Here is a 14455-nt window from a genome sequence, read left to right as displayed (position 1 = left end):
TGCTCGTGTAGCATCCGCGCCTATGAAGTTTCCAGGAAGATTTACCAGCGGCTTGGTTCTGCTGTTCACCAGCTGCGGCGCATTCGCGCAAAGCGAATTGGACGTGCGGATCAAGCCATCAAACGACGCGTTGAAAGCCAACATCGAAGGCTATATCGGCGGGGTGGGCGATCGTGATGAAGAGGCCTTGCTGCGGTTCAGCCGTGGCGCCGAGGAGCAGGCGCGCAAAGCCGCGCAGGCACTGGGTTTCTATCAGCCACTGATCGAGAGTGATGTGAAGGGCGGCAAGAACCCGCGCCTGATCCTCACCATCGACCCCGGCGAGCCGGTGCATTTGCGCAACGTGACCATTCGGGTCGACGGTCCTGCCGCGAACCTCAAGACGTTTCGCGTGCCCGCCAGTGACGACCTCAAGTCCGGCGCCGTGCTCAACCACGGCCATTACGAAGACGCCAAGCGCCTGATCCAGAACCAGGCGTCGCGCTACGGCTTTTTCAGCGGGCGCTTTACTCGCCAGACACTCTCGGTTGACCCGCAGGCCGGCGTCGCCGATATCGAACTCATCTATGACAGTGGCCCGCGCTACACCCTGGGCAAGGTCAGCTTTGCCGGCGATACGCCGTTTGACGAAGACCTGCTGCAACGCATGGTGCCGTTCAAAAGCGGTGACCCCTACGATTCCGAACTGATCGCCGAACTCAACCAGAACCTGCAGGCCAGCGGCTTTTTCGAAGGCGTGCGCGTGGATGCCGCCCCGGCGGCCTCGAGCAAAGACGTGATCCCGGTGGCCGTCAACCTGCAAACCCGCAAGCCGCGCACCATGGGCCTGGGCTTGGGTTTCTCCACCGACGTCGGCCCGCGCGGCAAGGCCAACTGGACCCGTCACTGGGTCAACCCCCAGGGCCACAGCTATGGTTGGGAGGCCGAACTGTCGGCGCCACGCCAGAACGTCGGCCTGTGGTACGACATTCCGCTGGACCCGCCGCTCACTGATAAATTGCGCTTCGCCGGCGGTTACCAGAATGAAGAGATCGCCAATACCGACACCTTGAGTAAATTGCTCACCCTCGGCCCTGAATGGCACAGCAAGTTGCCCAGCGGCTGGACCCGCGTGATCTCGCTCAAATACCAGCGCGAAGAATATCGCCTGGGCAATGACTCCGGACTCAGCAACCTGGTCATGCCCGGCATCAGCTATTCCTACCTGCGCAGCGATAACCGCATCGACCCGCACAACGGCTACCGCCTGCAGTTCGACACCAAGGTCGCGAAGGAGGGCCTGGGCTCCGATACCAACCTGCTTTACGGCACGGCCATGGTCAAGGGTTTGACCACCCTGTGGGACAACCACCGGTTCCTGGCCCGGGCCCAGGTCGGCGGCAGCGCGACCAATGGCTACAAGTCGGTGCCGCCGTCGCTGCGCTTCTTCGCCGGTGGCGACCAGAGCGTGCGTGGTTACGAGTACCAGACGCTCTCCCCTGAGAACGACCGCGGTGACCGTATCGGCGGCCGCTACATGGTGGCCCTGAGCGCCGAGTACCAATACTCCATCGCCGAGAAATGGCGGATCGCAACCTTTATCGACCAGGGCAACTCGTTCAATTCCCTGGAGCTGCCCAGCCTCAAGACCGGTGTTGGTGTCGGCATTCGCTGGGTCTCGCCGGTGGGGCCGATCCGCCTGGACCTGGCCCATGCCCTGGAAGACCCGGGCGGCGTTCGTTTGCACTTTTCCATGGGGCCTGAGCTGTGATGCGTGGTGTGAAAATAGCGGGGCTGGCCGTACTGGCAATCCTCGCCGTGCTGTTGCTGGCACTGTGGGCAATCCTCGGCACCCAGGCCGGCAGTCGCTGGGCCCTGGGGCGTGTGCCGGGGTTGAGCGTGGAGAATTTCCAAGGCCATTTGGGCGGCCAGTGGAGCGCCGACCATCTGCTATGGGCGCAAGACGGCAGTCGTGTCGAGCTGAAGGCGCCGACCTTGGATTGGTCACCGGCGTGCCTGTTGCGCATGACCGTGTGCATCAATCGCCTGGACGTGGATCAAGTCAGCCTGCAGTTTGCGCCGAGCACCGAAGAGAGCAGCGGGCCGATTCAATTGCCGGATCTGAAGATGCCCGTTTCCATTCAATTGGGCGACGTTCGCGTCGGCAGCCTGCTGTTCAATGGCAGCGAGGAACTCAAGGGCCTGCAGCTGGCAGCGCACTGGACCGCCGCCGGGATGCAGATCGACTCGGTGCACCTGCAACGCGACGACCTGGTGCTGGACCTTGCCGGCCTGCTGCAACCCAGCGGCGACTGGCCGTTGACCGCCAGCGGTGACCTGAGCCTGCCTTACGCCCCCGGCGGTGCGCCGTGGAAAGTGGCGCTCAAGGTCGAGGGCGATTTGCTCAAGACCCTCAAGCTCGACGCCGACAGCAGCGGTTACCTGCCGGCCAAACTGCGCGGCGAGCTGCAACCCCTGGCGGAAAACCTGCCCGCGCAGTTGCACATCACCGCGGACGGCTTCAAGCCGAGCGCGGATTTGCCCGACACCCTGCAACTCAATCAACTCGACCTCAGCGCCAAGGGCGACTTGAGCAGCGGCTACCAACTGCTGGGCAAGGCCGTGCTGCCGGCGGAAAAAGGCCCGGTGGACCTGCTGTTGCAAGGCAAGGTCGACGCCAAGGGCGCGCAGATCGCCGGCCTCGACCTGAATGCCGGTGACCGCCAGAGCCTGAAGCTCACGGCGCAGCTGGACTGGCAACAAGGCTTCAGCGCCGAGGCCAGGATCGATTGGCTGGACTTCCCGTGGCATCGCCTGTACCCGCTGATCGACGAGCCGCAGGTCGTATTGCGCACCTTCAACGGTGAAGTCTCCTACAAGGACGGCAACTACCTCGGCAATCTCAAGGCCGACCTCGACGGCCCGGCTGGCAAGTTCACGGTGATCACGCCCTTCAGCGGCGACCTCAAGCAAGTGTTCCTGCCCGAGCTGAAACTCAGCGCCGGCCAAGGCAAGGCCGAAGGCCACCTCAACCTGCAGTTTGCCGACGGCATCGCCTGGGACACCGCGCTGGACCTGTCGGCGCTGAACCCGGCGTACTGGGTCGCCGAGTTGCCCGGCACCCTGGCCGGACCGCTGCGCAGCCAAGGTGAATTCAAGAACGAACAGCTCAAGCTCAACGCCGACCTCGACCTCAAGGGCCGCCTGCGCGGGCAAACCGCCGTGCTGGCCGCCAAGGCCGAAGGCGCGGGCGAGCAATGGACCCTGGCCAACCTGGATATTCGCCTGGGCGACAACCGCATCAACGGCAGCGGCAGCCTGCAGCAACGCCTGGCCGGGCAGATCGATATCAAGCTGGCGCGCCTGGCCCAGCTGTGGCCGCAGCTGCGCGGGCAGGTCAATGGCCGGCTCGACGTGGCCGGCAGCCTCCAGGCGCCGCAAGGCAAGCTCGACCTCAAGGGCCAGCAACTGGCATTCGCCGATAATCGCCTGCAAAGCCTGAGCCTGGACGCCAACCTGGACAGCGCCCAGCGCGCCAGGATCGACCTCAAGGGCAGCGGCATCCAGGCCGGCGACACCCAGGTCGGCACCCTCACGGCCAGTGCCCAAGGCGATATCAAGAGCCAGAAGGTCCAATTGGACCTGGCCGGTCCGTTGGTCAAACTGGCCCTGGCCCTGGATGGCAACCTCGATAAAGGCAACTGGCGCGGGCGCCTGGCCAGTGGCGATGTGCAAGCCGGGGGCCAGGACTGGAAGCTGCAGGCCCCGGCAAAAATCGAACGCCTGGCCGACGGCAAGCTGACATTTGCCGCGCACTGCTGGGTGTCCGGCGCGGCCAGCCTGTGCGGTGAAGACCAGCGCCTGATGCCCGAGCCGAAGCTGCGCTACCACCTCAAGCAGTTCCCCATCGACAGCCTGGCGGCGTTTTTGCCCAAGGACTTCGCGTGGCAGGGCAAGCTGAATGCCGACGTGCAACTCGACCTGCCCGACAGCGGGCCCAAAGGCGTGATCTCGGTGGATGCCAGCGGCGGCACCATGCGCGTCAGGGACAAGGACCAGTGGCTGGATTTCCCCTATGACACCCTCAAGCTGGAAACCACCCTCAACCCCAAGCGCATCGACACCCAGCTGAACTTCCGTGGCGGCCAGCTCGGCGAGCTGTTGCTGCAGGCGCAGATCAATCCACTGCCGAAAAACAAGCCGATCACCGGCAACTTCAGCCTCACTGGCCTCGACCTCGCCGTGGCGCGGCCGTTTGTGCCGATGGTGGAAAAACTCACCGGCAAGCTCAACGGCAGCGGGCGGATTTCCGGCGGATTGCTGGCACCGCAGGTCAACGGCAACGTCAACCTGGTGGGCGGTGAAGTGTCCGGGCCGCAACTGCCGGTCAGCCTTGAAGGCCTGAACGTGCAGGCGCTGATTGCCGGCGAGAGTGTGCAATTGAATGGCGCATGGCGCAGTGGCAAGGCCGGGCAGGGCAGCCTCAAGGGCCAGATCGACTGGGGCCAGGCGCTGGTGGTGGACCTCAGCCTGCAAGGCTCGCAACTGCCGGTCACGGTAGAGCCTTATGCGGTGCTGGAAGTGGCGCCCGACCTGAAGATCAGCCTGAAGAACGACAAACTGGCGATTGCCGGCAAGGTGCAGATCCCGCGCGGCGACATCACCGTGCGTGAGCTGCCGCCGTCGACGGTCAAGGTCTCGGACGACACGGTGATCGTCGGCAGCCAGACCGAGGAGGGTAAGCCGCCAATGGCGATGGCCATGGATATCGACGTCGCGGTGGGCGAGGACAAGCTCAACTTCGCCGGCTTCGGCCTGACCGCCAAGGTGCAGGGCCATGTGCACATCGGCGACAACATGGACACCCGTGGCGAGCTGTGGCTCAACGACGGCCGCTACCGCGCCTACGGGCAGCGACTCGATGTGCGTCGCGCACGCCTGCTGTTCGCCGGGCCGATCGACCAGCCCTACCTGGACATCGAAGCGGTCCGCAAGACCGACGACGTGGTCGCCGGTATCCGCCTCAGCGGCAGTGCCGAGCAGCCGACCACGCAGATCTTCTCGGAGCCGGCGATGAGCCAGGAGCAGGCGCTGTCCTACCTGGTACTGGGGCGCCCGCTGAGCAGCACGGGTGAAGACAACAACATGCTTGCCCAAGCCGCCTTGGGCCTGGGGCTGATGGGCAGCGCCGGGGTGACCTCGGACATCGCCAACAAACTCGGTATCCAGGATTTTGACCTCGACACCCAAGGCAGTGGCACCACCACGGCGGTGGTAGCCAGCGGCAAGATCACCGAGAAACTCAGCCTGCGCTACGGGGTCGGGGTGTTCGAACCGGCCAGCACCATTGCCTTGCGTTATCTGCTGAGCAAGAAGGTGTACCTGGAAGTGGCGAGCGGCGTGGCCAGCTCCCTGGATATCTTCTACAAGCGCGATTTCTGACCTTCCCCTGTTGCCGGCGATAGCGGTGTATCAGTCGATCTTTTCATTGACTGATACACCGCCATCGCCGGCAAGCCTGCGCCTGCAGTTGCGGTTTTATGCCGCCTGTCAGCTAATTAGCAAGCAAGCTAATTATTCCATTTGACATTCGCTGCCTAAGCAGTAATATCTCGTCATACATTCACTGCCTAGGCAGTAATAAGGTGACTTCCGATGAAACACTTCACCCCTGACAACTTCCACAACTGCCATCTCGGCCTGTTGCTGGGCCGCGCCGCACTGCTCAAAGACCGCATCATCGACACCCATATGGAACCCCATGGCATCACCGCCGCGCAGTTCAAGGTGCTGATCATCATGGCCCAGTACGGCGTCGACACCCCGGCGGAGCTGTGCCGCAACCTGTCGCTGGACAGCGGCTCGATGACACGCATGCTCGACCGCCTGGAGCAAAAGGGCCTGCTGGGTCGCAAGCGTTCCGAGCTGGACCGCCGCCAGGTGCAGTTGGTGCTGACCACCGAAGGCCAGCGCCTGGCGGACATGCTGCCGCACATCGGCGCCGATGCGCTGAATCAGTTGGCCGGCGCCCTGGAGCCCGGTGAGCTGCAAACCCTGGAAAAGATCCTTAAGAAAATTCTGATAGCTGCCGGTGATCCCATCACCCTGCAGCGGGTAGGTAAAGAATGAACACACGTGCCCTTAGCCTGGTGCTGGTGGCCATGAGCATGGCCGGTTGCGCCAACTTCAGCGGCCTCGACACCCAGGGCCAGCGCCTCGACGCCAATACCTTGCAGGCCGGTAAGTCCTTGAGCGGCGTGACGCTGTCGAGTGCTGCCTGGCCCACCGCCGACTGGTGGAAAAGCCTGGGCGACCCCCAGCTCGACGGCCTGATCCAGGAAGCCCTGCAGAACAACCCCGACATGCAAGTGGCCAGCGCCCGTGCCCATCAGGCCGAAGCCGCTGCCTATGCGGCGAATGCCGCTCGCATGCCGACCCTCGATGCCAGTGCCGGTGTGAGCCGCTCACGCCTGGCCAAGGATCAGGACCCGCTGGGGCAGGGCGATGCCTACGCCACCGTGCGTAATATCGGCGCCAGCTTCAATTACAACTTCGACCTCTGGGGTGGCCAGCGCGCCGCGTGGGAAGCCGCGCTGGGCCAGGCACGTGCTGCCGAAGTCGACCAGCAGGCCGCACGCCTGACACTCGCCGCCAACGTGGCCAAGGCCTACAGCGATTTGGGCCAGGCGCATATCGTGCGTGACCTGGCCAATGATGACCTCAAGCGCACCCGGCAAATGCTCGACCTGGGCAAGCGTCGGCTCAACTCCGGCATCGACAGCCAGTACCAGTACCAGCAGACCGAAAGCCTGGAAGCCAGCTCCCAGTCGCAACTGATCGATGCGGAAAAGCAACTGCAGAGCGCCAAGATCGCCCTCGCCGTGCTGCTCGGCAAAGGCCCGGACCGTGGCGGTGAGTTGACCCGTCCCAACGTGCTGAAACCCAGCGCCGTGGCGGTGCCGTCGGTATTGCCGGCCGAATTGCTCGGCCGTCGTCCGGACCTGATCGCCGCGCGTTGGCGCGTGGAGGCGGCGAGCAAGAATATCGCCGCCGGCAAGGCCAACTTCTACCCCAACCTCAACCTGAGCGCGAGCGCCGGGGCCGAGTCGTTGCTGGGTGACGCGATGTTCGGGTCGGCCAGCCGCTTCTTCAGCATCGCGCCGACGATCTCGCTGCCGATCTTCGACGGTGGCCGCCTGCGCGCCGACCTCGACGCCCGCGACGCCGACTACGACCTGGCGGTGGCCCAGTACAACAAGACCCTGGTGCAAGCCCTGGGCGATATCGGCAACACCCTGTCGCAACTGCGTGACACCGGTCGGCAGATCCAGGCCCAGCAACACGCCGCGGACATTGCCCAGCAGTCCTACGACACCGGGGTGCAGCGCTACAGCTCCGGCATCGGCAACTACCTGGATGTGCTGAGCATCGAGCAGCAGTTGCTGCAGGCCCAGCGCCAGCTGGCGACGCTGAATGCAGCGCAGATCGATCTGTCGATTCAATTGATGCAGGCCCTGGGTGGCGGCTACAGCGCCAACAACGTGGCAGCGACCACCCCAGCCACACGCACGGAATAATTTGAGGTATTTGTCATGGCCACTGCCGAAAACACCAACGCAAGCGAACAACCCAAAGCCACCGAACAACCCAAAACGGACAACAACCCGCGTAAACGCAAGATCATGCTGATCGGCCTCGCGCTGATCGTCATCCTCGGCGTGCTGGGCGTGTGGGGCTGGTATGAGCTCTACGGCCGCTTCAATGAAAGCACCGACGACGCCTATGTGAACGGCAACGTGGTCGAGATCACCCCGTTGGTCACCGGCACCGTGGTCAGCATCGGCGCCGACGACGGCGACCTGGTCCACGAAGGCCAGGTGCTGGTCAACTTCGACCCGAATGATGCCGCCGTCGGCCTGCAAAGTGCCCAGGCCAACCTGGCCCGCACCGTGCGCCAGGTGCGGGGTTTGTACAGCAATGTCGACGGGATGAAAGCCCAGGTGCTGGCGCAGCAAGCCAATGTGCAGAAGGCCCAGGACAACTACAACCGTCGTAAGAACCTCGCCGCGGGCGGTGCGATCTCCCAGGAAGAACTCTCCCACGCCCGTGACGACCTGACCTCGGCGCAAAACGCCCTGGCCAACGTGCAGCAGCAATTCAAGACCACCAGCGCGCTGGTGGACGACACCGTGATTTCGTCGCACCCGGACGTCCAGGCCGCCGCCGCGCAACTGCGCCAGGCCTACCTGACCAATGCGCGCAGCACCTTGATCGCGCCGGTCACCGGCTACGTGGCCAAGCGCACCGTGCAACTGGGCCAGCGCGTCCAGCCGGGCACTGCGCTGATGGCGGTGATTCCGCTGGACCAGCTGTGGATCGACGCCAACTTCAAGGAAACCCAACTGCGCGACATGCGCATTGGCCAGCCGGTGGATATCGAGTCGGACATCTACGGCAGTGACGTGAAATTCAGCGGCACCGTGGACAGCCTGGGCGCCGGTACCGGCAGCGCGTTTGCCCTGCTGCCGGCGCAGAACGCCACCGGTAACTGGATCAAGATCGTGCAGCGTGTACCCGTGCGTATCCACATCAACGCCGATGAGCTGGCCAAGCACCCGCTGCGAGTGGGCTTGAGCACCGTGGTCAATGTCGACCTGCACGACCAGAGCGGCCCGGTCCTGGCGCAGCAGGCGCCGCAAAAGGCTTCGTTCACCACCAACGTGTATGACCGCCAACTGGCCGAGGCTGACGCCATGATCACGCAGTTGATCCATGACAACAGCAGCGCCGCACCCAAGGCTGCGCAACGCTGATGAGCAATAACGCCTCCTTCACGCCACCCAGCCTGTTGATGGCCACTATTGGCCTGTCGCTGGCGACCTTTATGCAGGTGCTCGACACCACCATCGCCAACGTGGCGTTGCCGACCATTTCCGGCAACCTCGGCGTGAGTTCGGAGCAGGGCACCTGGGTGATCACCTCGTTTGCGGTGAGCAACGCGATTGCCTTGCCGCTGACCGGCTGGTTGAGCCGGCGCTTTGGCGAGGTGAAGTTGTTCCTGTGGGCGACCCTGCTGTTTGTGCTGGCGTCGTTCCTGTGCGGTATTTCCACCTCGATGCCCGAGCTGATCGCCTTTCGGGTCGTGCAAGGCCTGGTTGCCGGGCCGTTGTACCCGATGACCCAGACGCTGCTGATCGCGGTCTACCCGCCGGCGAGGCGCGGCATGGCCCTGGCGTTGCTGGCGATGGTCACGGTGGTGGCGCCGATTGCCGGGCCGATCCTCGGCGGCTGGATCACCGACAGCTACAGCTGGCCGTGGATCTTCTTCATCAACGTGCCCATCGGGATCTTCGCGGTGATGGTGGTGCGTTCGCAGCTAAAGAAACGCCCGGTGGTCACCAGTTACCAGCCGATGGACTATGTGGGGCTGTTGAGCCTGATCGTCGGGGTCGGCGCCTTGCAGATCATCCTCGACAAGGGCAACGACCTGGACTGGTTCGAGTCCAACTTCATCATCATCGGTGCGGCGATTTCGGTGATTGCCCTGGCGGTGTTCATCATCTGGGAACTCACCGACAAGCACCCGGTGGTCAACCTGCGGCTGTTCGCCTACCGGAACTTCCGCATCGGCACCATCGTGTTGATCCTGGGGTATGCGGGCTTCTTCGGCATCAACCTGATCCTGCCGCAGTGGCTGCAAACGCAGATGGGCTACACCGCGACCTGGGCCGGCCTGGCGGTGGCGCCGATCGGCATCCTGCCGGTGCTGATGTCGCCGTTTGTCGGTAAGTACGCGCACAAATTCGACCTGCGCCTGCTGGCAGGCCTGGCGTTCCTGGCGATTGGCCTGAGTTGCTTCATGCGTGCCGGCTTCACCAACGAAGTGGACTTCACCCACATCGCCCTGGTGCAGCTGTTCATGGGCATTGGCGTGGCGCTGTTCTTCATGCCGACCCTGAGCATCCTGATGTCCGATCTGCCGCCCCAGCAAATTGCCGACGGCGCCGGCCTGGCGACCTTCCTGCGGACCCTGGGCGGCAGCTTCGCGGCCTCGCTGACCACCTGGATCTGGATTCGCCGCGCGGACCAGCACCATGCGTACATGAGCGAAAACATGACCACCTACGACTCGGCCACCCGCGACGCGCTGCAAGCGCTCGGTGGGGCAGGGCACAAGGCGTACGCGCAGCTGGACCAGATCCTCACCAGCCAGGCGTACATGATGTCCACCGTGGACTACTTCACGTTGCTGGGGTGGATGTTCATGGGCTTGATGTTGCTGGTATGGCTGGCCAAGCCGCCGTTCGGCGCGAAGGCCGGACCGGAAGCCTCCGGGCACTGATACCCGGATCATCCCGAGCCTTGTAGGACCCGGCTTGCTGGCGATGGCGGTGGTTCAGTCGATAAATCTATTGACTGACAGACCGCCTTCGCAGGCAAGCCAGCTCCCACATTTGGATCTCTGTTCACAAGGGATGGCGGTGTTTGGGAATAAGGCACCAGGCAGCGCCAATTGCGGCTTCACAACCTCAAGCTGAGACAGCGCGCGATCAACAAGGTGGGAGCGGGCTTGCTCGCGAAGGCGCCGGATCAGTCGATAAATGAATCGACTGACACACCGCCTTCGCAGGCAAGCCAGCTCCCACATTTGGATCTCTGTTCACAAGGGATGCGCGGTGTTTGGGAATCAGACGCCAGGCAACACCAATTGCGGGTTCACAACCTCAAGCTGAGACAGCGCGCGATCAACAAGGTGGGAGCGGGCTTGCTCGCGAAGGTGCCGGATCAGTCGATAAATGAATCGACTGACACACCGCCATCGCCGGCAAGCCAGCTCCCACATTTGGATCTCTGTTCACAAGGGATGCGCGGTGTTTGAGAGGCAGGCACCAGGCAATGCCCACTGCGGGTTCACAACCTCAAGCTGAGACAGCACGCGATCAACAAGGTGGGAGCGGGCTTGCTCGCGAAGGCGCCGGATCAGTCGATAAATGAATTGCCTGACAGACCGCCTTCGCAGGCAAGCCAGCTCCCACATTTGGATCTCTGTTCACAAGGGATGCGTAGTGTTTGAAAATCAGGCGCCAGGCCATACCCACTGCGGGTTCACAACCTCAACCTGAGACAGCACGCGGTCAACAAGGTGGGAGCGGGCTTGCTCGCGAAGGCGCCGGTTCAGTCGATAAATGAATCGACTGACACACCGCCTTCGCAGGCAAGCCAGCTCCCACATTTGGATCTCTGTTCACAAGGGATGCGCGGTGTTTGAGGATCAGGCACCGGGTAACGCCAGTTGCGGGTTCACAAAGTCAAACGCCGCCAGCTGAAACCCTTGCTCATCCACCTGCAAGGCCCAGCCTTGCTTGTCCCAGTCCCCCAGCACGATGCGCTTGGCCGCCTGGTCTCCAATCTGCAACTTATGGATGGCCGGGCGGTGCGTGTGGCCGTGGACCAGGATGCGCACGCCGAACTGCTGCATCACCCTGGGCACTTCCTCGGGGGTGACGTCAACGATGTCGTTGGTCTTCATGCGCGTTTGCGCGCGGCTTTCACTGCGCAGCTTGCGCGCCAGCTTGTGGCGGGTGCGCAGCGGCAGGTGGCGCAGGATAAACAGCACGATCGGGTTACGCAGGATGCGCCGCAGCTTCATATAGCCAAGGTCGCGGGTACAGAGGCTGTCGCCGTGCATCAACAGCACAGGCTCGCCATGGAGCTGCACGACACTCGGGTCCTTGAGCAAGGTGGCGCCTGCAGCTTTGCAGAACCCCTTGCCGATGAGGAAATCGCGGTTGCCATGCATGATGAAAATCGGGGTGCCGCTGTCGCTCAGCTCGCGCAGGGCTGCGCAAATCGAGCGCTGGAAGGGCGTCATCCCATCGTCGCCAATCCAGGCTTCGAAGAAGTCCCCCAGAATGTACAACGCCTGGGCGCCACGGGCGCGGTTGTGGAGCAGATCCAGAAACGCCCGGGTGATGTCCGGGCGCTCCTCTTCCAGATGCAAATCTGAAATCAGCAATATCACTCAACGATCTCGGCTTTCTCGACGATCACGTCTTCTACCGGAACGTCCTGGTGACCGGCTTTACCGGTGGTCTGCACGCCTTTGATCTTGTCGACGACGTCCTGGCCTTCGGTGACTTTACCGAACACTGCGTAGCCCCAGCCCTGCACGTTCTTGCCACTGTGGTTCAGGAACGTGTTGTCGGCGACGTTGATGAAGAACTGCGCGGAGGCCGAATGCGGCTCCATGGTACGGGCCATGGCGACGGTGTACTTGTCGTTGGAAAGGCCGTTGTCCGCTTCGTTCTGGATGCTTGGACGCTTGTCTTTCTTTTCCTTCATGCCAGGCTCGAAACCGCCGCCCTGGACCATGAAGTTGCCGATGACACGGTGGAAAACAGTGTTTTCGTAGTGGCCGGCCTTAACGTATTCGATGAAGTTGGCGACGGTGATCGGCGCTTTCTCGGCGTTCAGCTCGATGACGATGTCACCGTGGTTGGTGGTCAGTTTGACTTGAGTCATGTTCACTACTCTTTTCAGGGAATTCGTGGGTTTGGACGCCTGCGCGCCTTACCAGGTTGGCGAAATCGCGGCCAAGGCGCGCAGTTTAGCGTGCCCGGCAGGAATTTCGAGGTGGTTTTTTACCGCCCATGCATTAAATGCAGCAGTTTTTGGCCACGCTCTGTCAGCGGCTTGACCGCTTCGGCTATGATAAGCCCTTTGTTTTACTTGGCCCCAACCGGCCACGAACCTGTCTGTTCAAGGATCCTATGAGCAAGCCCACTGTCGACCCTACCTCGAATTCCAAGGCCGGACCTGCCGTCCCGGTCAATTTCCTGCGCCCGATCATCCAGGCGGACCTGGATTCGGGCAAGCACACGCAGATCGTCACCCGCTTCCCGCCAGAGCCCAACGGCTACCTGCACATCGGTCACGCCAAGTCGATCTGTGTGAACTTCGGCCTGGCCCAGGAGTTCGGTGGCGTCACGCACCTGCGTTTCGACGACACCAACCCGGCCAAGGAAGACCAGGAATACATCGACGCCATCGAAAGCGACATCAAGTGGCTGGGCTTCGAATGGTCCGGTGAAGTGCGCTACGCTTCGAAGTATTTCGACCAGTTGTTCGACTGGGCCGTCGAGCTGATCAAGGCCGGCAAGGCTTACGTCGACGACCTGACCCCGGAGCAAGCCAAGGAATACCGTGGCACGCTGACCGAGCCGGGCAAGAACAGCCCGTTCCGCGACCGTTCGGTGGAAGAGAACCTCGACTGGTTCGCCCGCATGCGCGCCGGTGAGTTCCCGGACGGCGCCCGCGTACTGCGCGCCAAGATCGACATGGCCTCGCCGAACATGAACCTGCGCGACCCGATCATGTACCGCATTCGCCACGCTCATCACCACCAGACCGGTGACAAGTGGTGCATCTACCCGAACTACGACTTCACCCACGGTCAGTCGGACGCCATCGAAGGCATCACCCACTCGATCTGCACCCTCGAGTTCGAAAGCCATCGCCCGCTGTACGAGTGGTTCCTCGACAGCCTGCCGGTGCCGGCGCACCCGCGCCAGTACGAGTTCAGCCGCCTGAACCTGAACTACACCATCACCAGCAAGCGCAAGCTCAAGCAGTTGGTGGATGAGAAGCACGTGCACGGCTGGGACGACCCACGCATGTCGACGCTGTCGGGTTTCCGCCGTCGCGGCTACACCCCGGCATCGATCCGCAATTTCTGCGAGATGGTCGGCACCAACCGCTCCGACGGTGTGGTCGACTACGGCATGCTCGAGTTCAGCATCCGTCAGGACCTCGACGCCAACGCCCCACGCGCCATGTGCGTGCTGCGTCCGTTGAAAGTCGTGATCACCAACTACCCGGAAGACAAGGTCGACCACCTCGAACTGCCGCGTCACCCGCAGAAAGAAGAACTCGGTGTGCGCAAGCTGCCGTTCGCGCGTGAAATCTACATCGACCGCGATGACTTCATGGAAGAGCCGCCAAAAGGCTACAAGCGCCTGGAGCCGAACGGCGAAGTGCGCCTGCGCGGCAGCTACGTGATCCGCGCTGACGAAGCGATCAAGGACGCCGAGGGCAACATCGTCGAACTGCGTTGCTCGTACGACCCGGACACCCTGGGCAAGAACCCTGAAGGCCGCAAGGTCAAGGGCGTGATCCACTGGGTGCCGGCCGCTGCCAGCATCGAGTGCGAAGTGCGCCTGTACGATCGTCTGTTCCGCTCGCCGAACCCTGAAAAGGCCGAGGACAGCGCCAGCTTCCTGGACAACATCAACCCTGACTCCCTGCAAGTACTCACTGGTTGTCGTGCCGAGCCATCGCTTGGCGACGCACAGCCGGAAGACCGTTTCCAGTTCGAGCGCGAAGGTTACTTCTGCGCGGATATCAAGGACTCGAAACCAGGCGCTCCGGTATTCAACCGTACCGTGACCTTGCGTGATTCGTGGGGCCAGTGATTTAA

The 14455-nt window shown here is 62.8% G+C and carries 9 protein-coding genes; 7 read left to right on the top strand and 2 right to left on the bottom strand.

What is annotated here, in order from left to right; translation table 11 throughout:
• Nucleotides 1-22 precede the first annotated feature (22 nt).
• From BBG20_RS05625 to BBG20_RS05600, 6 genes are all read left to right on the top strand, one after another.
• Nucleotides 23-1750 (top strand): autotransporter assembly complex protein TamA, encoded by a 1728-nt coding sequence (locus BBG20_RS05625; protein WP_065901050.1) that lies wholly within the window; start codon nucleotides 23-25, stop codon nucleotides 1748-1750.
• Nucleotides 1750-5421, top strand: coding sequence for a translocation/assembly module TamB domain-containing protein (locus BBG20_RS05620; protein ID WP_083221337.1), 3672 nt, complete (start codon nucleotides 1750-1752; stop codon nucleotides 5419-5421). Before BBG20_RS05625 ends, BBG20_RS05620 begins: the two co-directional genes overlap by 1 nt.
• Nucleotides 5422-5634: 213 nt before the next feature.
• Nucleotides 5635-6108, top strand: coding sequence for a MarR family winged helix-turn-helix transcriptional regulator (locus BBG20_RS05615; RefSeq protein WP_065901046.1), 474 nt, complete (start codon nucleotides 5635-5637; stop codon nucleotides 6106-6108).
• Nucleotides 6105-7556, top strand: a complete 1452-nt coding sequence (locus tag BBG20_RS05610; RefSeq protein ID WP_065901044.1) for an efflux transporter outer membrane subunit — start codon at nucleotides 6105-6107, stop codon at nucleotides 7554-7556. Before BBG20_RS05615 ends, BBG20_RS05610 begins: the two co-directional genes overlap by 4 nt.
• A gap of 15 nt (nucleotides 7557-7571) precedes the next feature.
• Nucleotides 7572-8792 carry an HlyD family secretion protein gene (locus BBG20_RS05605; RefSeq protein ID WP_065901042.1) on the top strand — a complete coding sequence of 407 codons (1221 nt, stop codon included), beginning with the start codon at nucleotides 7572-7574 and terminating at the stop codon, nucleotides 8790-8792.
• A complete protein-coding gene (locus BBG20_RS05600) occupies nucleotides 8792-10321 on the top strand; it encodes a DHA2 family efflux MFS transporter permease subunit (RefSeq protein ID WP_065901037.1) in 1530 nt (509 codons plus the stop codon). Before BBG20_RS05605 ends, BBG20_RS05600 begins: the two co-directional genes overlap by 1 nt.
• A 930-nt stretch (nucleotides 10322-11251) precedes the next feature.
• Here BBG20_RS05600 and lpxH read toward each other — a convergent pair.
• Entirely contained in the window at nucleotides 11252-12001 is a 750-nt protein-coding gene (lpxH, locus tag BBG20_RS05595) for a UDP-2,3-diacylglucosamine diphosphatase (RefSeq protein WP_065901034.1), read from the bottom strand.
• On the bottom strand, nucleotides 11998-12501 hold the full coding sequence (locus BBG20_RS05590) for a peptidylprolyl isomerase (protein WP_003211783.1): 504 nt from the start codon (nucleotides 12499-12501) through the stop codon (nucleotides 11998-12000). The genes lpxH and BBG20_RS05590 overlap by 4 nt, the downstream gene beginning before the upstream one ends.
• Before the next feature lie 248 nt (nucleotides 12502-12749).
• Here BBG20_RS05590 and BBG20_RS05585 point away from each other — a divergent pair, with 248 nt between their 5' ends.
• Nucleotides 12750-14450, top strand: a complete 1701-nt coding sequence (locus BBG20_RS05585) for a glutamine--tRNA ligase/YqeY domain fusion protein (RefSeq protein WP_065901029.1) — start codon at nucleotides 12750-12752, stop codon at nucleotides 14448-14450.
• Nucleotides 14451-14455 lie beyond the last annotated feature (5 nt).

This window comes from Pseudomonas aylmerensis, assembly GCF_001702265.1.
GTDB lineage: Bacteria > Pseudomonadota > Gammaproteobacteria > Pseudomonadales > Pseudomonadaceae > Aquipseudomonas > Aquipseudomonas aylmerensis.
This window is presented reverse-complemented; position numbering and strand designations above follow the sequence as displayed.

What these genes read in the sequence shown, in the direction of transcription:
- BBG20_RS05625 (WP_065901050.1), top strand. Translation starts at nt 23, where the DNA reads ATGAAGTTTCCAGGAAGATTTACCAGCGGCTTGGTTCTGCTGTTCACC.
- BBG20_RS05620 (WP_083221337.1), top strand. Translation starts at nt 1,750, where the DNA reads ATGCGTGGTGTGAAAATAGCGGGGCTGGCCGTACTGGCAATCCTCGCC.
- BBG20_RS05615 (WP_065901046.1), top strand. Translation starts at nt 5,635, where the DNA reads ATGAAACACTTCACCCCTGACAACTTCCACAACTGCCATCTCGGCCTG.
- BBG20_RS05610 (WP_065901044.1), top strand. Translation starts at nt 6,105, where the DNA reads ATGAACACACGTGCCCTTAGCCTGGTGCTGGTGGCCATGAGCATGGCC.
- BBG20_RS05605 (WP_065901042.1), top strand. Translation starts at nt 7,572, where the DNA reads ATGGCCACTGCCGAAAACACCAACGCAAGCGAACAACCCAAAGCCACC.
- BBG20_RS05600 (WP_065901037.1), top strand. Translation starts at nt 8,792, where the DNA reads ATGAGCAATAACGCCTCCTTCACGCCACCCAGCCTGTTGATGGCCACT.
- BBG20_RS05590 (WP_003211783.1), bottom strand. Translation starts at nt 12,501, where the DNA reads ATGACTCAAGTCAAACTGACCACCAACCACGGTGACATCGTCATCGAG.
- BBG20_RS05585 (WP_065901029.1), top strand. Translation starts at nt 12,750, where the DNA reads ATGAGCAAGCCCACTGTCGACCCTACCTCGAATTCCAAGGCCGGACCT.